This window comes from Sandaracinus amylolyticus, from assembly GCF_000737325.1.
Classification (GTDB): Bacteria; Myxococcota_A; Polyangia; order Polyangiales; family Sandaracinaceae; genus Sandaracinus; species Sandaracinus amylolyticus.
Genome location: NZ_CP011125.1, coordinates 3064711 through 3084224, shown reverse-complemented (window position 1 = coordinate 3084224; position 19514 = coordinate 3064711). Strand labels below are relative to the sequence as shown.

The window sequence follows — 19514 nt, the reverse complement described above, 5'->3', positions numbered from 1 at the left end:
TACGATCGGGCCCATGACTCGACGGGTCGTGTGCTCGATGGCGCTCGTGGTGGCGATGGTGACCGGCTGCGGTGACGACGACGGGGCGACCGTCGACGACGCCGGAGCCGGCGCCGACGCGAGCACACCGATCGACGCCGGGCCGCGCGACGGGAGCACGCCGATCGACGCCGCGAGCGACGACGCGGGCAGCGACGACGCGGGCGCGATCGACTCGAGCATCGTCGACGCCGGCGACACGGACGCAGGCGCGGACGCGTCGACCGCCGACGCATCCACCGGCGACGACGGCGACACGTGCGAGGGCGCGATCGACGTCACCGAGGGCGCCACGCTGAGCGCGCAGAGCACGATGGACGCGACCGACGACTACGGCCCGATGGGCTCCGGCTGTCCGGCGGGCGGAGCGGCCTCGGGGCGCGACGTCGTCTACGTCGTGAGCCCGGCCGCGCAGACGACGTATCGCGTGCGCGTGACGCCGACCACGACCACGTTCGACCCGCTGCTCTACGCGGTGCGCACGTGCGGCGGCATCGGCTGCGTCGCGGGCACGACGCTCAACGACGCCGGCGAGCCGGAGGAGATCACGTTCACCGTCGACGCCGGCGCGACGGTGTACGTCGTCGTCGACGGCGAGCTCGCGTCGCGCGGCACGTTCGATCTCGCGGTGACGCTCGAGTGATCACTCGAGCGTCACCGGCGCGCTCACGCCATCCGAGACGCTGACGTCGAGCGCGTAGTCGCCCGCGACGACCTCGGTCGTCGTGAACGCCGTCACGTTCAGCAGCGTGTTCGAGCCGAGCGCTTCGGACGCGAGCAGCGCGGGGTCGACGGTGACCGAGCCGCGCGCGGCCGGGACGATGCAGCGCACTCCGGTGCCCGCGCCGACGAGCCCGACCTGCACCGACTCGGCGGTCGTCGCGCCCCACGTCAGCGTGAGCGGCGCGTCACGCGAGATCGTCGTGGGCAGCGTGATCGCGGGCGCGCTCGGCGCGATCACGTCCGCGGAGAACGCCGGCACGTCGGCGCCCGTCGCGGCGAAGCGCACGACGTCGCCGGCCTCGAAGGCCGCGCCCGTTCCGAGCGCCGAGTAGATGCCCGACGCGCCCGGCTCGCCTGCGACGAGCAGCTCGACGCCGTCGATCGAGGCGCTGAGCGCGCCGGCGTCGTGAGTCGCCGTCTCGCTGCCACCCGGGCACGTCAGCGCGATGCAGTCGCCGCGCTCGTCGTCGATCGTGCACTCCGCGAAGAGCAGGCCGGCGCGCAGATCCTCGATGGTGCCCGGCCCGAAGTACCCGAAGAGCACGTGGCTCCCGAGGTTCGTGTGGGTCAGCGACACGAGCCCGCTGCGCGGGGCGCCGGTCGTCGAGTCGGGCGCGGATGCGTCGGCGAGGGCCGAGGCATCGAGCTGGGAGGCATCGGTGCCTGCATCATCGCGCGCAGGCGCTGGATCCGAGCACGCAGCGAGCAGGAAGAGCGAGGCGAGCGGGGTGGTTCGCATGGGTCGCGCGACCCGATCACATGGCGTGCCGCGCGAAAGCGCCGCCGTTCGCGTCGACTCGCGCACGGCGTTGCGCGCCCGGTGTGCAGCGCGATGCACGCGTGACGACGGGCCGCGTGATCGCGTCGATCGTGGCGCGTCGTCGCGCACCGATCGTCTCTCTGTCCGAGGTCCGCGCGTCGGTACGACCGTTGCGGAGCCGACGCGCTGCGAAAGGAGAGACCGCATGGCGAACGCAACCGACAAGCCTCTCGCCGTCGTCACCGGCGCATCGAGCGGGATCGGGCTCGAGCTCGCGCGGCAGTGCGTGGCGAACGGGTTCGACGTCTTCCTCATCGCCGACGACGCGAAGATCGGCGATGCAGCGGCCGAGCTCGGCGGCAAGGGCGCGACCGTCTACGCGAGACAGATCGACCTCGCGACCTACGAGGGCGTCGAGGAGGCGTGGCGCGAGATCGCCGAGACCGGACGCCCGGTGGACGCGCTCCTCCTCAACGCGGGGGTCGGCGTCTCGGGTGACTTCGTGCGCGACACGAGCCTCGATCGCGAGCTGCGCATGATCGCGCTCAACTGCGACTCGATCGTGCACCTCGCGAAGCGCGTGCTGCCCGGCATGGTCGCGCGCAAGAAAGGCCGCGTGCTGATCACGTCGTCGGTCGCCGCGATCATCCCCGCGTCGGGCACGGCGGTGTACGGCGCGACGAAGGCGTTCGGCCTCGGGCTCGCGGAGGCGCTGCGCGACGAGCTGCGCGACACCGGCGTGACCGTCACCGCGCTGCAGCCTGGGCCCACCGAGACGCCGTTCTTCCGCCGCGCGGACATGGAGCACACGCGCGTCGGGCAGCAGAAGAAGGACGACGCGGCGCTCGTCGCGAAGCAGGGCTTCGACGCGATGATGCGCGGCAAGCACAAGCTCTACGGCGGCAGCCTCAAGACGCGCGTCATGGGCGCGATCTCGGAGCTGCTCCCCGAGCCCATCAAGGCGCGCGCGCACGGGAAGCTCGCCGAGCCGGTCTGATTCGCGTTGAACGCGGCGCGGACTGTCCCGTATCCCTCGCATGTCGCCGACGTCCGACGTCCGACGTCCGACGTGCGACGTGCGAGGGACATGTCCTTCGAGGAAAAGCGCACCTGGATCTACCTCGTCGTCACCGCGCTCTCGTACGCGGGGTACGTCGCGCTCGTGCTCGCGCGCGCGCAGGGCGTTCCGCTCGCCGACGTGCCCTACGCGGGCGCGATGCTCGGCGCGATCGGGATCGCGATCCTCGCCTCGATCGTGGGGACGATCGCGCTCTCGATCGCCACGCCGAAGGAGGCGCACCAGAAGGACGAGCGCGATCGCGCGATCGATCGTTACGGCGACGTCGTCGGCTACTTCGTGTCGTCGGTGGGCGTGGCCGGTGCGCTCGCGCTGACGATGGCCGAGGCGGATCACTTCTGGATCGCCAACGCGATCTATCTCGCGTTCGTGCTCGCGGCGCTGGTCAGCACGACGGTCAAGCTGGTCGCCCATCGGCGGGGCTTCGCGCCGTGGTGAAGCCGACGAAGGTCACGAACTCGATCCGCGCCCTGCGGTTCGCGCGCGGCGAGATGACGCAGGCGGAGCTCGCGGAGAGAGTCGGTGTCACGCGACAGACGCTGATCGCGATCGAGCAGGGGAAATACTCACCTTCGCTCGAAGTGGCGTTCAAGATCGCGCGCGTGCTCGGAGCCCCGCTCGATCAGGTGTTCCACTACCCCGACGCGGACTCGCAGTAGGCGCGCGCGCCCGGCTTCGCACGAGCGTCGCGCGGAGCGCGTGACTTTCGGTCGGCGACCAGGTGTGAGCGCGAGGGCCCGCGGCGATGTCCTCCGGACGATGCTTCCGGACGAGTGTGACGTCGTGGTGATCGGCGCCGGGATCGGAGGGCTCACGAGCGCAGCGCTGCTCGCGAAGTCCGGAGTCCGCGTCTGCGTGCTGGAGATGGCGGACACGCCCGGCGGATACCTCGCGGGGTTCCGCCGCGGGAAATTCGTCTTCGACACGGGGATCCACTGGCTGAATCAGTGCGGTCCAGAAGGCGCCGTGCGGCGAATCCTGCGCATCGTCGGGCCCGGCGCGCCGGAGACTCCGGCGCTGCGCCGCATCCGACGGTACAAGGGACAGAGCTTCGACTATCTGCTCACGGACGAGCCCGACGAGCTCCGCGATCGGATCGCGGCGGACGCGCCCGAGCAAGCAGAGGGAGTGCGGCGCTTCTTCGAGGCCTCGAAGGCGCTCGGCACGTCGATGAGCGGGTTCGCCGATCACATGCGGATCGCCGCGACGATGTCGCTCCTCGAGAAGGCCGCGCACGGCGTCGGGATGGCGGCTCGTGGCCTGCGCTCGAACTTGCTCGAGCACCTCAAGTGGTCCACCGAGGACGCGTTCGACGAGCTCTTCGAAGCGCGGGTGATGGCGCGGATCTTCTGCTCCGAAGAGCGCCTCTTGTCGTGCCTCTTGCCGCTCGGCTGGGCGTACACCCACGACTACCAGTCGGCGCCGCTCGGCGGCGCGCGCGAGCTCTGGCGCTTCTTGGTCCGCGCGATCCGCGCGTGGCGCGGACACGTCGCCTGCCGCACGCGCGTCGATCGGATCCACGTCGAGCGCGGGCGTGTGACCGGCGTCTCGTACACGAGGGGAGCGCGCGAGGGATCGATCCGCGCGAAGTACGTGCTCGCCGCCTGTGACCAAGCGAGCGTGTACGAGCACATGCTGCCGCCCGAGAGCGTCGATCGCGACTGGGTCGCGAAGCTGCGCGAGGCCGAGATCGGCCCTTCGCATCTCACGGTGTTCCTCGGCCTCGATCGTCCCGCCGAGGAGCTCGGCTTCGGCTCCGAGATCGTGATGCTCACGCGGGACGACGTCTCGCGGCGCGACCACAACGCGGGCGATCCGACGCGCGTCGCGATCACGGCGCTCGCGTCGTCGGTGCGCGATCCGAGCCTCGCGCCGCCGGGGATGGGCACGCTGAGGCTCACCGTGTCGGCCGACATCCGGGATCACGATCACTGGAAGACCGGGCCGAGCCTCGCGCGAGGATCCGAGTACGTCGCGTTCAAGAACGCCTATGCCGACATCCTGATCGCGCGCGTCGAAGCGGCGCTGTCGACGCGCATCCGCGAGCACGTCGTCGTGCGCGAGGTGGCCACTCCGATCACGCACCTTCGATATACGGGCAATCGCGACGGGAGCATCGTCGGCGCGAAGCCGAGCCGCGCCAACTTGTGGAGCGGAGCGGCGCACTACCTCACACCGATTCGACATCTGATCTTCAGCGGTCAGTGGGCCGAGCTCGGAGGCGGCGTCCCGATCGCGGTCAAAGCCGGTGTGAACGCGGCGCTGCTCGTGATGAAGCACGAGCGCAGCGCCGCGTTCCGCCATCTCGCCGAGGCGATCGACGGCAAGCGCGCCACCGACGCGCTCGACCCCGCCTGGCTGCAGACTCTGCCCGCGAGCGAGCCGCGCGACCGAGCCCGCCGTCCGGTGGTCGATGATCGCGGGTGTGCGCGTGATCGCGAGGCTCACGATCCCGCTCGCGTCGAGGAGCGCGTCGCCCGCGATCCGTGAGCCGCGCCACGCACGACCGAGCGCGCCCGTGCGCGCGAGGCGTGCTGCGCCGGAGCGCTCGCGGCTCGCCGCGCTGCGCCGCCCGGCGCGCCGCGCGGTGTGATCTCTCGCCCTCGGTCCGCAGCTCGCGAGCGCTTGGAACGCGGAGTGCGGAGCGTCCAGCGCGCTCTCGCGGGCGCAGGAGGACGTGGACCGATGCGGAGGATGTGGATCGTGGCGTCGGCGTGCGCCGCGTGGGCGGCGATGGCGCCGAGCGCGTCGGCGCAGGTCGAGGAAGAGACGCTGATCATCGAAGAGCGCGCCGGCGAGCCGCCGGTGATCGTCGAAGAGCGCGTCGTCGTCGAGCAAGAGGCACCGCCCGCACAGCTCGACGCCGAGGTGGCGCCGATGCACGAGGTCGAGGTCGACAGGCCCGACATGATCCGTCCGCGGCTCGGCGCGTCGATCAACGGTGGGTACACGTTCAACGAGCCCGAGGGCTGGATGCTCGGTGGGAGCCTCCGTCTCGGCATCCAGATCGGCGATCTGGTCGCGGCCTATTACCAGCCGACCGCGCAATACGCGTCGCTGGTCGCGCAGGGCGGCAGTGAGGAAGGCGCGTTCTCGCTCTGGAACTCGTTCATGTTCGAGCTCACTCCGGCGGACGTGATCTCGATCGCCGCGGGCCCGTCGATCGACGTGTGGACCGGCTGCGACGATGGAGCGCAGGGCGACGGACAAGTGGGCACCGCGCGCGATCGAGGCTGCGCGGGCTCGAACCCGTTCTTCGGCCTCCACGGGCGCGTGGCGCTGAACATCGGGAGCGACGGCCCGGGCAAGCGCCACGCGATCCAGGTCTCGTTCGAGGTGCACCCGACGTGGTTCGGCGACGACTTCCAGACCATCGCGCTGCTGGGCGGCCTCGGCTACGACATGTACTGACGCGCTCGCGCGGAGCGTGAGGAGCCGGGCGACGGGGTGTTGAAATCGCGTCCCTCGCTCGGCACGCTCGCGCACGTGGTGCGGTCCGACGATCACGAGTCTCCCTTCGCGCGCGACGACGACGACGACGCGGCGCGTCCAGCGCCCGGCGCGCCTCCCGACGGCGCTTGGAAGATCGCGATCGTCGACGACGAGCAGGAGGTGCACGACGTCACCGTGCTCGCCCTGCGGAGCGTCTCGTTCTCCGAGCGACGCCTCGAATTCCTGAGCGCCCGCTCCGCGGACGAAGCGCGCGCGCTGCTCGCCGACCATCCCGACCTCGCGCTCGTCCTGCTCGACGTCGTGATGGAGACCGACGACGCGGGGCTCGACCTCGTGCGCCACATCCGCGAGGCGCTCGGCAACCGCAACGTGCGCGTGGTGCTGCGCACCGGTCAGCCGGGACAAGCGCCCGAGTCGACGGTGATCCGCGACTTCGACATCAGCGACTACCGCACCAAGACCGAGCTCACCTCGACGCGGCTCCTCACCACCGTCATCGCGGCGCTGCGCACCTATCAGCAGCTCCTCGAGGTCACCGCGCAGCGCGAGGAGCTCGAGCGCGCGTACGCGGCGCAGACCGCGGCGCTCGACGAGATCGCGCAGCTCAAGCGGAGGCTCGAGCGCGAGCGCGACTACCTGCGCGAAGAAGTGTCCGAGGCGGGCGGCGGCGCGGAGATCATCGCGGCGTCCGCGACGCTGCAGCGCATCCTGAGCGAGGTGGACGCCGTCGCGGCGACCGACGCCACGGTGCTCGTGCTCGGCGAGTCCGGCGTGGGCAAGGAGCTCGTCGCGCGCGCCATCCACGCGCGCAGCGAGCGCGCGTCGGGGCCGCTCGTGAAGGTCAATTGCGCGAGCGTCCCGCGCGAGATCTTCGAGAGCGAGTTCTTCGGCCACGTGAAGGGCGCGTACACCGGCGCGCACAAGGATCGCGTCGGGCGCTTCCAGCTCGCCGACGGAGGGACGCTCTTCCTCGACGAGGTCGGCGAGATCCCGCTCGAGCTGCAGAGCAAGCTCCTGCGCGCGCTGCAGGAGCGCGAGGTCGAGCGCGTCGGCGACACCCGCGCCCAGCGCGTCGACGTGCGCGTCGTCGCCGCGACGAACCGCGACCTCAAGGCGTGCGTCGAGGCCGGCACGTTCCGCGCGGATCTCTACTACCGCCTCCACGTCTTCCCGATCACCGTGCCGCCGCTGCGCGCGCGACGCGCCGACATCGCGCCGCTCTTCGAGCACTTCGTCGCGAAGGCGTGCGCGCGTCTGCGCCGGCCGTTCGTGCCGCCCTCCCCGGCGCTGCTCCGCGCGATCGAGGCCTACCCCTGGCCCGGCAACGTGCGCGAGCTCGAGAACGTGGTGGAGCGCGCCGTGATCCTCGCGGTCGACGGAGTGCTGCGGCTCGAGACCATCCTGCCGGACAGCGCGAGCAGCGTGGCCGACGACGTGCTCGCCGAGCCCGCGCGCTCGTCCGCGGTGCCCGCGGAGCCGCGCGGCGCCTCGCGCTGGCCGACCCGCGGCTTCTACACCGCCGACGAGCTGCGCGACCTCGAGCGCGAGAACCTGCTCGCGGTGATGACCGCCGCCGACGGCAAGGTCGCGGGCCCCGGCGGCGCCGCGGACCTCCTCGGCGTGAAGCCCTCGACGCTCTCGTACCAGCTCAAGAGCTTCGGCATCACGCGCCGCTGATCGCGCGATCGACGGGGAACACCACGGTGAGCGTGGTCCCCGCGCCGAGCTCGCTCTCGAGCGTCACCCTGCCGCCGAGCGTGTCGGCCACCAGCGACTGCACGACGTAGAGGCCGAGGCCGGTCCCTCCCGTGCCGCGCGTCGTGGTGAAGAACGGCTGGAACGCGCGCGCGCGCGTCGCCTCGCTCATCCCGCGCCCGGCGTCGCGGTAGACGAGCGAGACGGTGCGCGCGGTCGGGCGCGTGATCGTGATCTCGACCGCGGTGCGCGACCCGTCGCCGCGCACGCCGTGCATGATCGTATTGGTCACGAAGTTCGTGACGATCTGCGCGAGCGCGCCCGGACAGGTGACGCAGCCGAGGTCGCCGCCGGTGCGGACGCGGACGTCGAGCCCCGCGCGGCGCACCAGCGGTCGCAGGCTGTCGAGCGTCTGCTGCACGTACTCGCCGACGTCGATGCGGCGCGGCTCCTCGCTCGAGTGATCGACCGACACGCGCTTGAACTTCGTGATCTCCGCGGCCGCGCGGTCGAGGTTGGAGCGCACCATCTCGGCCGCTTGTCCGCCGCGCTCGAGGAACGCGCGCAGCGAGCCCTTGGTGAGCTCGCCGTGCTCGAAGAGCGTGCGCAGCGCGCTCATCTCCTCGCCGACGACGCCCATCGCGGTGACCGCGACGCCGAGCGGCGTGTTCACCTCGTGCGCCACGCCCGAGACGAGCAGGCCGACGGTCGCGAGCCGCTCCTTCCGCACCAGCTCTTCCTGCGCCTCGCGCAGCCGCTCGATCGACCGATGCAGCTCTTCCTCGACGCGCTTGCGCTCGAAGTAGGTGGGGATGTCGATCGCGCTCTCGCGCATCGCGCCGCCGCGATCGCCGCCGCCGAAGCGCGCGCGGATCTGATCGGCGATGCGGTGCGGCGGCGCCATCACGAAGAGGCACTCCTCGTCGCCGCGCGCCTTGCACGCGACCTCGACCGCCGTGAGCTCGAGGCCGAAGCTCGCCTCGCACCACCCCGACGAGTAACCCGCGCCCATGATGCACACGGGCACGTCGGAGCTGCGCCCGGACGCGATGAAGCTCGCCGCTTCGAACGAGTACGGGTGCGCGTGGAGCAGGAAGAAGTCGTCGTCGGCGATCGGCCTGCTCTCGGGTCGGATCTCGACCTGGCCCCACCCCGTGTACGCGAAGCGGATCGGCCCGCCGGCGAGCTTCTCGAGCGGCTCGCGCGAGCGGAGCTGCTCGTGCATCGAGCGCGCGTCGTGCAGGCCGATCGTGTGCGCGATGTCGAACAGGAACCCGCGCGCGATCGACAGCGCCTCGCGCTCGCCGCGATCGGCGTAGAGCTGCACGAGCGTGTCGAGGAAGTCGGTCGCCAGCGACGACGCGCGCACGAGCAGATAGCGCTCTCCCGCGATGCCGATCATCGCGCGCGCCGGGTCGATGTCGATCTGTCGGAAGCGCTCGCGCATCGTCGCGCCGACCTGCGCGAAGAGCGGCGCGAGGTCGCCCGGGGTGCGCACGACCTCGGGTGTGCTCGGCTCGAACACGCCCGCACGCAGGCGCGCGTTCTCGCGCTCCAGCTCGGCGATGCGGGCGCGCAGCGAAGCGAGATCGGCGTCGTTGGACATCGGCGAGCGAGGATAGCGCGCGCGGCGTCGCGCGACGGACGGACAGGTCTCGGCGCGCCGCCTCCAACACCTCTTCGAGAGCCACCCGGCTCTCTGGGGGGACGCCTGGATGCCAGTCGCGAATCTTCGCGACTGGCGCTCTCGGAAGCTCGCGACTCGCAGATTCCCGCGACCCGCATGCTCGGGAAATCGCCCGAAATCGAGGCAATCCGACGCGGCACGTGCGCTGCAATGAGAGCCCGTCGGGCAGGGGGCGCGACGAGGTCGCGGTCGTCCTTCCGCTCTTCTTCGACACGTGGAGACAGACGACATGAAGCGCTACGTCCTATCGATGCTGATCGTGACGCTCGCGGGCTGCGCCGCCCGCGGCAACGACGCCGCGCCCGAGCCAGAGCTCGACGCCCCCGCCGTCACCCCCGTCGAGGTCGTCCTTCCCGAGGACCTCGAGCCCGACGAGGCGCTCACCGCGGACATCGCATCCCTGCGCGACTCGCTGGGCGAGATGACGACCGAGCTCGGCTTCGGCGACGACGCCGACTCGCGCATCGTCGTGCGCTATCGCGGTCGCGGCGAGGTCGTCTCGGGCGACGACGCGCCGTTCGAGGTCGAGTACGGCGACTCCGACGACGACGCGACCGTCGCCGACGACCCCGACTTCGCGACGTGGGTGGCAGTCCACCTGCAGACCGGGAACGAGTTCGAAGTCCGATTCCCGCGCGACGTCCTGCACGCCGCCGACGATCGCGCGCACGAGCGCGGCATCGATCGCGGCACGCGCGAGCCCGTCTCCGAAGCGTCGGAGCGCCCGACCGTGCCGTTCGTCGAGGACGACGCCGCGCTCGATCCCACGACGCGCAAGGGCTGGTCGAACGCGCAGGACACTCGCACGCTGCGCGGGACGATCGGAGTCGCGCACACCGACTCTGCGCATCGACGTCTCGTGTCGCTCGGCACGAACGGTGGTTGTTCGGGCACGCTCGTCGGGCCGAAGCACATCGTGACCGCCGCGCACTGCATCCGGAACTTCACCAACGGCACCTGGCGCGGGACCACCGCGTACGCCGGGCGCAGCGGTCCGAGCGCGTGGCGCTCGTCGGCGCCGTACAACCCGAATCCCGACGTCGCGGCGACCTGGTACTGGGTGCCCGGCAACTTCATGGCGCTCTCGGACGGGCTCGCGGACATGCCCTACTCCGCGACGCCGTGGGACATCGGCGTGATCGTCACGCACGCCTCGCGCCTCGGTGAGACCGTCGGCTGGATGGGCTGGTACTGGTGGGGCGACAACGGCGAGTTCGCCAATCGCACTCGGTTCAACCGCGGATATCCGGTGTGCGGCGCCGTGAACGCGCCGGCCTCGTGCCAGCGACTCGGGCTCTACGGAGACACGCAGGCGTGCAACGTCGGTGAGCACTCGTCGACGGACGCCGATGGAATCGAGCGTCGATTCCGATTCAGCTGCGACATGTCCGGAGGTCACAGCGGCTCTTCGCTCTACAGCTATCTCGACTCCGACACCGTCGCGGTCACCGGCGTCGTGAGCTGGGAGCACTGCTTCACGTGCGGTGGCGACGACGACCGCCCGAACACCGGCGTGCGCATCACCCGCGAGTACTCGGGGATCATCGCGTCGCTCCGCCAGAGCATGCCGTGACGTGATGCGAGGCCCGCGACGGCGGGCGAAAAAGAGAAACGAGGAGCCGCGCGCGCAGCGCGGCTCCTCGTTCTCGTCTCGCGTGATCAGCTGGCGACGGCGGGGTCTGACCCGCGGCGGTGCCTCGCGTCGATCGACGACATCGGAGAACGCGCCTGTCTTCACGTCTCGGAGAGGAACGGCCCGTTCGGCCCCGTCGGATCGATCACCGGCGTCTTGGGCTCGCTCGGATCCGACGGCTCGCTCGGATCCGTCGGCTCGACCTCGCCGTCGTCCTCGCGCGTCGTGCGCGTCGAGCGGTAGCGATCGACGGGGACCGCGACCGCCTTGCGGAAGCGCTCGACGCTGCGCGGGTCCTCCTCGTCGACCTTCGCGAGCATCAGGCGGCTGTAGCGGCCGACCGCGCGCTGGAATTTGCCGAGCAGGTTCTGCACCGCGGTCGGGTCGGGGATCTCGATCGGCGTGCGGCCTGCGCCGATGAGCTCACCGAGCGCGCTCGTGACCTTCTTCGCCGCCTTGAGGTGATCGGGGCCGATCAGCTCGTCGATCTGACGATCGGCGCCGCTCTCCGCGATGCGCGACAGCAGGCGGTCACCGTGTGCCCACGCCTGCGGCGCCGCGAAGCGCGTGAACCCGAGCGCGTCGGGGAACGTGCTCGCGACGAGCTTCGCCGCCCGCGCGCCCTTGGTGCTCGCCGACGCCGGGATGCGGCTCACCGCGTCGAGCGCGCCGTACACCGCGCTCCAGCCGTTCACGAAGTCGAGGAAGGCGTCGCGCACGCCGCCCATCCCGTCGCGCTGCTTGAGCGCGGCCTCGAGCTGCGCCGCATGACCGCCCACACGGTCGAGGAGCTCGCGCTCTTCGCGGGTGAGGTCGGAGGGCGCCTGGTTGACGAGAAGACGCCAGAGCGGCTTCGCGTTCTGCGCGGGCACCTTCGGAGGCCCGCCGTGCTGGTTGAAGATGATCTCGGACACGGGAACGCCTCGACTTTTTCTCCCGGAGAGCCCGGGCTGAGAGCGCGACCGCTCGGGAGGCGCGTCGCGCGGACGAGGTGCTCATCGGAGCCTCGATCAAGGCGTTGCGTCGAAGACGTGTTGTTCGCGATCGAGAGCGAGCGCGAGCCGCGGAGAGCGGGCAGTGGAGGCACCGTCAGCCGTAGCGTTCTCGGAGAGGCCGGTGTCCAGCGACGCTGACGATGTCGCCGACCGAGAGCCGGAGGTCGCGGAACCGGTATCGCTGTCGAAGCGGGACCTCGCGACGTGCGGGAGGGCGTAACGTTGTCGCTGGGCAACAGAGATCTGTTCCGGATCGCTAACGTTAGCGATCGGCAACAGAGATCTGTTGTCCAGCGACTGCAATGGGGGCAATGGGGCCGTGGACGTGGGCGCCGTCGCGAGAACGCACGGTCTTTGGGTCGTGCTGACCGCGCGGCTTCGGTGTGCGCTCGCTCCAGGTTCGCGCCTTCGGCGCGAACGTCGCTCCGCTGGTTCGTTTGGCTCTCGTCGAGCGGGCCGCTCGCGGTGGGGTTGCTTCGCGGTGGGCGCGATCTCGGTCCCGCAGAGTCTCTTTCGGGGGCGTGTTGCCGAGTCCCCGCAGCATCGCTCGCGACCGCGGCGTGCCGAGTCCCCGCAGCATCGCTCACGGTGACGCTCTCGCGAGAACGCACGGTCTCTGGGTCGTGCTGACCGTCCGGCTTCGGTGTGCGCTCGCTCCAGGTTCGCGCCTTCGGCGCGAACGTCGCTCCGCTGTTTCGTTTGAGTCTCGGCAAGCGGGCCGCTCGTGGTGGGGTTGCTTCGCGGTGGGCGCGATCTCGAGTCCCCGCAGAGGCTCTTTCGGCGGCGTGTTGCCGAGTCCCCGCAGCGTCGCTCGCGATGGCGGTCTGCCGAGTCCTGGCAGCATCAAGAGCGCGTGTCCTCGAGATCACGCCCACCGAGAACGACTCCGCGGAGACTCGAGATCGCGCCCCCGAGAGAGACTCCGCGGGGACTCGGCACACCGCGCTCGCGAAGCAACCCCACCACGAGCGGCCCGAAGGTCGAGACCCTTTGAAACCAGCAGAGCGACGTTCGCGCCAACGGCGCGAACCTGGAGCGAGTGCACACCGAAGCCACACGGTCAGTACGACGCAAAGACCGTGCGTCCTCGAGACCAACTCCACCGCAAGCGACGCCGCGGGGACTCGGCACGAGCTACCGAGAGAGACTCCGCGGGGACTGAGAAGGCGCCCACCGCAAAGCAACCCCACCACGAGCGGCCCGAACGCCGAGACCCTTGGAAGCCAGCAGAGCGACGTTCGCGCCGAAGGCGCGAACCTGGAGCGAGTGCACACCGAAGAGCGCAGGTCAGTACAACCCAGAGACCGTGTGGCCTCGAGACATGCCGCCCGCCGCGAGCCCTGGGCGTCAGCGCGCCGGGCGCGTGATCTCGATCGGCAGCACGACGTTCGCGCCGGCGCCCGGGCTCTCGTAGGTCCAGCCGCGCATCGTCTCGGCGACACAGCTCGTCAGCGCCGCGCTCTCGACGTCGCTGCGCACGATGTCGATCGACGGCGCGCCGCTCGCGCTCGGGAACGTGACGCGCACCCACACGCGTCCCGGTGCTTGCACCGCGGCGCGGCGCGCGCACGCGCCGAGCGCGTCGGGGTGCGCGGCGAGCGCGGCCTGCACGCTGGCGAGCGCGCGCGCGTGCAGCTCTTCCTCGGTCGGCGGCTGCGAGGGCGCCGCGACCGGAGGAGACGGCGTGGGTGTCGGCGCCGCAGGCTCGGTCGCGCCCGCGATCCTCGGCGTCGGCGTGCCGACCAGCGCGTGCACCACGGCGCGCGTGCTCGCGTCGCGCTCGGGGAAGCGCGCCGCACCGAACGCGCGCGTGAGGCACCGCGCGAACCGGCGCTGGCTGCTCGTGAGCTCGCTCGTGATGCGCGGCGTCGCGCGCCCGCGCGCGCTCACGTCGACCGCGACGACGATGTCCGCCGGATCGGTCGGCCGCTCCCGCAGGCACGCGCTGATCGGCGCGAGGAGCACGCGCAGCCCGGTCTCGAGCTCGTCCGCGCCGAGCGCGCCCGAGGGCGCCTCGATCGCGATCACCGCGTCGGCGACGTCGGGGTCGCGCACCGTGCGTGGCTGTGCGTGGGCGACGAAGGGCGCCGCCGTGGCGACGACCGCGAGCACGATGGGTGCGACGACGCGGGTCACGTACTGGTTGTACCCGATCGTCGATCCACGCGCGGAAATCCGCGCTCGCCGGAGCGTTCCGCTCGGGTTGACGTCGCCCTCACGGGGCGAAGCGACAGGTCCCCTCCGGGCTGCACTCGAGCCCGGGCCCGCACGCGAGCGGCGGATCGCAGCAGAACGTGTCGAGCTGACCGCAGCGCACGCACTGCCCCTCGGGCACGCACACCAAGCCGGGCGCGCACTCGACGTCTCCGTCGCAGCACGCGCCGCCCTCGGCGCCGCACGTCGGCCCGGACAGGCATCGTTCCTCGCCCGCGATCGGACGGCAGCCCGAGCCGGACGCGCATCGCGGCTCCTCGTCGCAGCAGAGCGCGCCGATCTCGCCGCACGGCGGAGGCGGACCGCAGAACGCGCCGAGGCACTCGAGCCCGTCGTCGCAGCCGCGCTCGGGACAGCACGCCTGTCCCGACGCGCCGCACGGATCACAGGTGCCGTCGATGCACTCGAGCGTGCCCTCGCACGCGGGATCGGCCTCGCAGCACGCCGCGCCCGCGACGACGCCGCACGGCGCGATCACGCACGTCCCCTCCTCGCACACCGCGCCGCGCGAGCAGAGGTCGCGCTCGCAGCACGGCGCGTCGATCGCGCCGCATCCGCGGAGCGTGCACATGCCCGCCTCGCAGCGGAGGTTGCCGCCGCAGCGTCCGTCGGCGCAGCACGCCTCGCCGTCCTCGTCGCATCGCGCGCGCGAGATCGGCGCGTCGACGGGCGCGGCGTCGGGCGGTCCCGCATCGCTCGTCGCGGCGTCGACGCCCGCGTCGTCGTCGAGCGAGGGATCACGCGTCGTGCACGCCGAGGCGAGCACGACGAGCACGAGCATCGCGCGCGTGATCATTCCGGCCCCCGCGGGCGGCAGAAGCCGTCGTGGCACTCCTCGCCGTCGGGGCAGTCGGCGTCGGTCTCGCACGGCTGCCGCCTCACCGAGAGCGCCCACTGCGCGATGAAGTTGCCGACGCCGTACGTCTGCGCCGGGATGCGGAACGCAGGGCGCGACGGGTCCTCGGGATCGGCCTCGGGATCGAACGCGGCCATCCAGATCTGCCGGTTCGCGTCGGAGAGCAGGCCGTAGTCGCGGCGGCTCGAGAACGTGAGCCAGAAGATGCGCCGGCCGCGGTGCGAGTACGGGTTCGGGTTCCATCGCGCGAACGTGACGTCGTCGTCGACGGCGGCGCGGCGCAGGTGCACGACCTGCTCGTCCGCGACGTGCAGCACCGCGAGCAGCGAGCGCGTCGGGTTCGCGGTGTCGGTGCCGACGTACGAGATCCAGTGCGCGTCGGGCGCGAACGCGGGGAACGCCTCGGCGTCGGTGGTCGGCGTCGGGATCACGCGCGGCTCGCTCCACGCGTCACCGTCGCGCGTGACGAGGTGGAGCTCGGACGGGCCCGACAGCAAGTGCGCGGCGTACACGGCGTGCTCGCCGTCCGCCGACCAGTCGCCGCCGCGACCGACGACGCCGAGGTCGTGCAGGAGCGCGCCGTCGGCGGAGAAGAAGCGGACCGGCGCGTCGGTCATCGCGCCGCTCACGAGCATGTCGCCGGTCGGGCCGTACGAGACGAGATCGCCGGGCACCGGCGCATCGAGCACCATCGTGCGCGACGCGACGTCGTAGATGCGCGAGCCCGGCTCGCCGCTCGGCCCCGCGACGCCGACCGCGATGCGCGAGCCGTCGCGCGAGAGCGCGTGACAGCCGATGCAGCTGCCCTCCTCGGCGCCGCTCAGGAAGAGCTCGGAGCTGCGGCGCGCGAGGCCGAACTCGTAGCGACGGATCGACGGAGGCTCGACGGTCCAGAAGTAGATCCCGCCGAGGATCGGCTCGTCGGCGAGCTCGACGTGGATCGGCTCCGACGGCGTGCTCGCGAGGTCCCCGGCGAGGCCGCGGATGCGCACCTCGAACGGGCCGTCGGGGCGGCGGCGCGCGAGCTCCTCCCAGATCTCGGTGCCGGGCTGGAACGTGCACCCGGTGCCCATCGGCGTGCACCACGTGTACACGACGACGGCGGGCTCGCCGTGCTGTGAGAGCGTGATCTCGAAGGTCTGGAACCCGCTCGGATGGAAGTGGAAGTCGACGCCACGGAGGTTCGGCGGGATGAGCGTGCCGTCCTCGGGGTAGACGAGCGACGGAGGCGCGGCGGGGCTCGCGCCCGCCTCGTCGAAGCGACGCTCGATGTCCGGGTCGATGCCGTCGTCGACGAAGACGCGACGCGACGGGCCGGCGTCGGGCGGCGGCGCGAAGGCATCGGGGCCGTCGCCGCCGTCGGGATCGAAGACGCGGACGCCCTGTGTGCACGCGCCGACGGCGACGCACAGCAGGCACGAGAGCATCGAGATCGAGCGAACGCGGTGCATCTCGTTGTGGACCATCAGCCGCGCGGGACGGCTCACGTGGAACATCGTGAGCCGATCCACGAGGCTGGTGGTCCCGAATGAACATGGTGTGGAGCGCATGAAGCCGTCGCGCCTGCGCGCGCCGCGCGTCGTCACGCTGCGGACGGCGGACGCGCTCAGCGATCGCGAGCTCGTGCAGCGCGCGCGAGGCGGCGATCGTTGGGCCGAGGACGCGCTGGTCCGCCGCCACTTCGCCGACGTCGCGGCGACGGTCGCGCGCCTGCTCGGTGATCGGCTCGACGCCGAGGACGTGGTGCAGGACACGATCGAGGCGACGCTCGCGGAGCTCCCGCACCTGCGCGATCCCGACGCGGTGCGCTCCTGGATGATGCAGATCGCGGTGCGCAAGGTGCACCGACGGTTTCGCCGGCGGACGCTGCTGCGCGCGCTCGGGCTCGCGTCGGGAGAGCCCGAAGGCGGCCTCGCATCGCTCGCGAGCGACGCGTGCTCGCCGGACCAGCGCGCCGAGCTCGCGCTGCTCGACCGCGCGCTCGCGAAGCTCGCGGCCGCCGATCGCATCGCGTGGTCGCTGCGGTACGTCGAGGACATGCCGCTCGAAGACGTCGCGCGGAGCTGCGGGTGCTCGCTCGCGACGGTGAAGCGGCGCATCGCGCGCGCGGACGAGCACGTGCGCGCCCACGTGTCGTTCGAGCCGGAGGAGGACTGAGCGTGGCGAAGCGACTTCCTCTCCCGGTGAAGCGCGTGCTCCGCGATCCGTTCGAGGATCACGAGGTCGCGGCGATGGTGCGCCGCGCGAGCGCACCGCGGCCGCGACGGCGCGTCGCAGCGGCGAGCGCGGTGGTGGTGGCGGCGATCGCGCTGCTGGCGATCGTCACGATGCCGCGCGGCGAGGTGCACGAAGCGCGCGCGCCGCTGCCGCTGCGCCTCGAGGGCGGCGGGCCCTTGCCGGCGCTGCTCGCGGGTGTGACCCGCCTCGACGACGGATCGATCATCACGGTCGAAGCGTCGGCGCGGCTTCGCCGGCTGCAGAACGACGATCGTGATCTCGTGCTGCTCCTCGAGCGGGGCACCGCGCGCTTCGACGTGGTGCCGGGCGGACCGCGTCGCTGGACGATCGAATGCGGGCTCGCGACCGTCGTCGTGGTCGGGACGCGCTTCACGATCGCGCGCGCCGAGGAGCGCGTCGTGGTCGAGGTCGAGCGCGGCGCGGTGCTGGTGCGCGGTGAGCACGTCCCGGATCGCGCGCGCACGCTCGGCGCGGGCGAGCGCATCGAGGTCGCCGCGCCGGCGCCGATTCCACCGCCGCGATTCGAGCCGGAGCGCGAAGCAGCGCCTCCGCCCGAGGCCGCGGCACCGCGCGCGACCACCCCTGCGCGGCCGCGGTGGCGCGAGGCCGCCGAGCGCGGCGCGTGGGACGACGCGTATGCGGCGATCGGCGAGCGGCTCGAGAGCACGTGCGAGCGCGCGAGCGTCGACGATCTCTTCCTGATCGCCGACGTCGCGCGCCTGTCGGGTCACACCGCCGACGCGATGGTGCCGCTCGAGCACGTCGTGCGCCGTCACCGGCGCGATCCGCGCGCCGCGCTCGCGGCGTTCACGCTCGGTCGTCTCGCGGCGAACCTCGGTCAGTACGAGCGCGCGGAGCGCGCGTTCGAGACCGCGCTCGCGCTCGACGTGCCCGACGCGCTGCGTGCCGACGCGCTCGCTCGCCTCGCGCATGCGCGTCGCGCGCTGGGCGATCTCGACGGCGCGCGGGCCGTCGCTGCACAGTACGTCGTGGAGTATCCGAGCGGCCGCGAGATCGATGCCATGCGGCGCATCGGAACGACGGAGTGATCGCCACACGGTCTCGGTGCATCGCTGGTGTGAGCATCGCGCTCGCGATCACGCTCGGCGCGCCCTTCGCGAGCGCGCAGGCGCCGCGGGCGTTGTTGCTCGACGTGGAGCCGTGCGCCGACGCGCCGATCGAGACCGATGCGCTGATCGCGCGGCTCGAGGTCGAGCTCCACGACGACGGCATCGAGGAGGTGCGTCTCGCCGGACGCGGCGCGCCGATCTCGCGTGCCCCCACGGAAGAAGTGCGGGTGGTGCAGCTCGCGCTCGAGCGCTGCGAGATCGGCGCGGCGGCATTCGCGGTGAGCGTCGAGGACCTCGCGGGGAACGTGCTCGTCGCGCAGCGCATCGACGTGAGCGGCACCGCGGAGAGCGCGCGCCTGCGTGCCCTGGCCCTCGCGCTCGCCGAGCTGCTGCGATCCGCGCCGAGCGCCGCACCCGAGCCGATCGAGGAGGCCCCGCAGGACGACGCCCCGATCGTGCAGCACGCGCCGATCGAGCCTGCGCCGCCCGTCGCGCCCGCCGAGCCCGAGACGCGCGCGGCGAGCACCGCCGTCGCAGCGGCGTTCGTGGTGCGCGCGTTCCCGAGCGGAGGGATCGCGCCGCTCGGAGGTCGGCTCTCGGTCGACGTCGCGGCGCTCGCGCCGCTCGTGGTGCGCATCGACGCGGAGGTGGTGGCCGGCGTCGCGCTCGATCCCCTCGGCGAGATCGACGTGGGACTCGCGACGGCGGGCATCGCGCTCGCGTGGGCCGGAGCGCTCGGGCGCGACGTGCTGCTGACGCTCGGCGGTCGCGTCGCGGCAGGCGTCGCGTGGGCGGAGGGACGACCGTACGACCCGGCGACGCCGGCCGGCGACGGCGCGGGCCCGGTGGTCGCGCTGGGCGGCGTGTGCGAGCTCGACGTGCGCGTCGTGGGCCCGCTCTCGTTGCGCTTCGGCGTCGAGGTGGGCGCAGCGGTGCTCGGCTTCGAAGCGCGCGTCGGCGCGATCCCGGTCGCAGCGGTGAGCGGTGGCTCGCTCGCCGGCTGGGCGGGTCTCGCGATCACCGAGTGACGAAAAGGAACGAGCCGCCTCGCTGCGTTCGGCAGCGGGCGGCTC

Annotated in this window: 17 protein-coding genes; 11 read left to right on the top strand and 6 right to left on the bottom strand. The window is 72.2% G+C overall.

The window, feature by feature from the left end:
- Positions 1-13: 13 nt before the first annotated feature.
- Positions 14-682, top strand: coding sequence for a hypothetical protein (locus DB32_RS12925; RefSeq protein WP_157069002.1), 669 nt, complete (start codon positions 14-16; stop codon positions 680-682).
- On the opposite strand, the gene DB32_RS12920 is transcribed toward DB32_RS12925, so the two are convergent.
- Complete coding sequence (locus DB32_RS12920; RefSeq protein WP_053232735.1) at positions 683-1501, bottom strand: hypothetical protein; 819 nt, start codon at positions 1499-1501, stop codon at positions 683-685. It abuts the gene before it with no gap.
- A gap of 226 nt (positions 1502-1727) precedes the next feature.
- Between DB32_RS12920 and DB32_RS12915 the strand changes: the two genes are divergently transcribed.
- The 6 genes from DB32_RS12915 to DB32_RS12890 all read left to right on the top strand — a co-directional run bounded on the left by DB32_RS12915 (position 1728) and on the right by DB32_RS12890 (position 7730).
- Entirely contained in the window at positions 1728-2519 is a 792-nt protein-coding gene (locus tag DB32_RS12915) for an SDR family NAD(P)-dependent oxidoreductase (RefSeq protein WP_053232734.1), read from the top strand.
- Between the two features lie 90 nt (positions 2520-2609).
- The gene (locus tag DB32_RS12910) at positions 2610-3038 is read left to right on the top strand and encodes a hypothetical protein (RefSeq protein ID WP_053232733.1); all 429 of its coding nucleotides are present in this window, start codon (positions 2610-2612) and stop codon (positions 3036-3038) included.
- A complete protein-coding gene (locus tag DB32_RS12905) occupies positions 3032-3259 on the top strand; it encodes a helix-turn-helix transcriptional regulator (RefSeq protein ID WP_053232732.1) in 228 nt (75 codons plus the stop codon). The genes DB32_RS12910 and DB32_RS12905 overlap by 7 nt, the downstream gene beginning before the upstream one ends.
- A 100-nt stretch (positions 3260-3359) precedes the next feature.
- Positions 3360-5090 carry a phytoene desaturase family protein gene (locus DB32_RS12900; RefSeq protein WP_053232731.1) on the top strand — a complete coding sequence of 577 codons (1731 nt, stop codon included), beginning with the start codon at positions 3360-3362 and terminating at the stop codon, positions 5088-5090.
- Positions 5091-5285: 195 nt separating this feature from the next.
- Positions 5286-6011 (top strand): hypothetical protein, encoded by a 726-nt coding sequence (locus DB32_RS12895; RefSeq protein ID WP_157069001.1) that lies wholly within the window; start codon positions 5286-5288, stop codon positions 6009-6011.
- Positions 6012-6047: 36 nt separating this feature from the next.
- Positions 6048-7730: a sigma-54-dependent transcriptional regulator gene (locus DB32_RS12890; protein ID WP_240481192.1), complete on the top strand. Its 1683-nt coding sequence runs from the start codon at positions 6048-6050 to the stop codon at positions 7728-7730.
- On the opposite strand, the gene DB32_RS12885 is transcribed toward DB32_RS12890, so the two are convergent.
- Positions 7717-9354: an ATP-binding protein gene (locus DB32_RS12885; RefSeq protein WP_053232728.1), complete on the bottom strand. Its 1638-nt coding sequence runs from the start codon at positions 9352-9354 to the stop codon at positions 7717-7719. The genes DB32_RS12890 and DB32_RS12885 overlap by 14 nt on opposite strands.
- Before the next feature lie 310 nt (positions 9355-9664).
- Here DB32_RS12885 and DB32_RS12880 point away from each other — a divergent pair, with 310 nt between their 5' ends.
- Entirely contained in the window at positions 9665-11008 is a 1344-nt protein-coding gene (locus DB32_RS12880) for a trypsin-like serine peptidase (RefSeq protein WP_157069000.1), read from the top strand.
- Between the two features lie 161 nt (positions 11009-11169).
- Here the strand turns inward: DB32_RS12880 and DB32_RS12875 are convergent, their stop codons facing one another.
- From DB32_RS12875 to DB32_RS46660, 4 genes are all read right to left on the bottom strand, one after another.
- The gene (locus DB32_RS12875; protein WP_053232726.1) at positions 11170-11982 is read right to left on the bottom strand and encodes a hypothetical protein; all 813 of its coding nucleotides are present in this window, start codon (positions 11980-11982) and stop codon (positions 11170-11172) included.
- 1428 nt (positions 11983-13410) lie between these two features.
- The gene (locus tag DB32_RS12870) at positions 13411-14199 is read right to left on the bottom strand and encodes a hypothetical protein (protein WP_053232725.1); all 789 of its coding nucleotides are present in this window, start codon (positions 14197-14199) and stop codon (positions 13411-13413) included.
- 79 nt (positions 14200-14278) lie between these two features.
- Positions 14279-15073 (bottom strand): hypothetical protein, encoded by a 795-nt coding sequence (locus DB32_RS12865; protein WP_053232724.1) that lies wholly within the window; start codon positions 15071-15073, stop codon positions 14279-14281.
- Positions 15070-16644: an EB domain-containing protein gene (locus DB32_RS46660; protein WP_053232723.1), complete on the bottom strand. Its 1575-nt coding sequence runs from the start codon at positions 16642-16644 to the stop codon at positions 15070-15072. The genes DB32_RS12865 and DB32_RS46660 overlap by 4 nt, the downstream gene beginning before the upstream one ends.
- Before the next feature lie 37 nt (positions 16645-16681).
- Between DB32_RS46660 and DB32_RS12855 the strand changes: the two genes are divergently transcribed.
- The 3 genes from DB32_RS12855 to DB32_RS12845 are packed head-to-tail and all read left to right on the top strand — an operon-like array spanning position 16682 to position 19469.
- A complete protein-coding gene (locus DB32_RS12855; RefSeq protein ID WP_157068998.1) occupies positions 16682-17290 on the top strand; it encodes an RNA polymerase sigma factor in 609 nt (202 codons plus the stop codon).
- A 2-nt stretch (positions 17291-17292) separates the two neighbouring features.
- Positions 17293-18420 carry a FecR domain-containing protein gene (locus DB32_RS12850; RefSeq protein WP_053232721.1) on the top strand — a complete coding sequence of 376 codons (1128 nt, stop codon included), beginning with the start codon at positions 17293-17295 and terminating at the stop codon, positions 18418-18420.
- Between the two features lie 29 nt (positions 18421-18449).
- On the top strand, positions 18450-19469 hold the full coding sequence (locus DB32_RS12845; RefSeq protein ID WP_053232720.1) for a hypothetical protein: 1020 nt from the start codon (positions 18450-18452) through the stop codon (positions 19467-19469).
- Positions 19470-19514 lie beyond the last annotated feature (45 nt).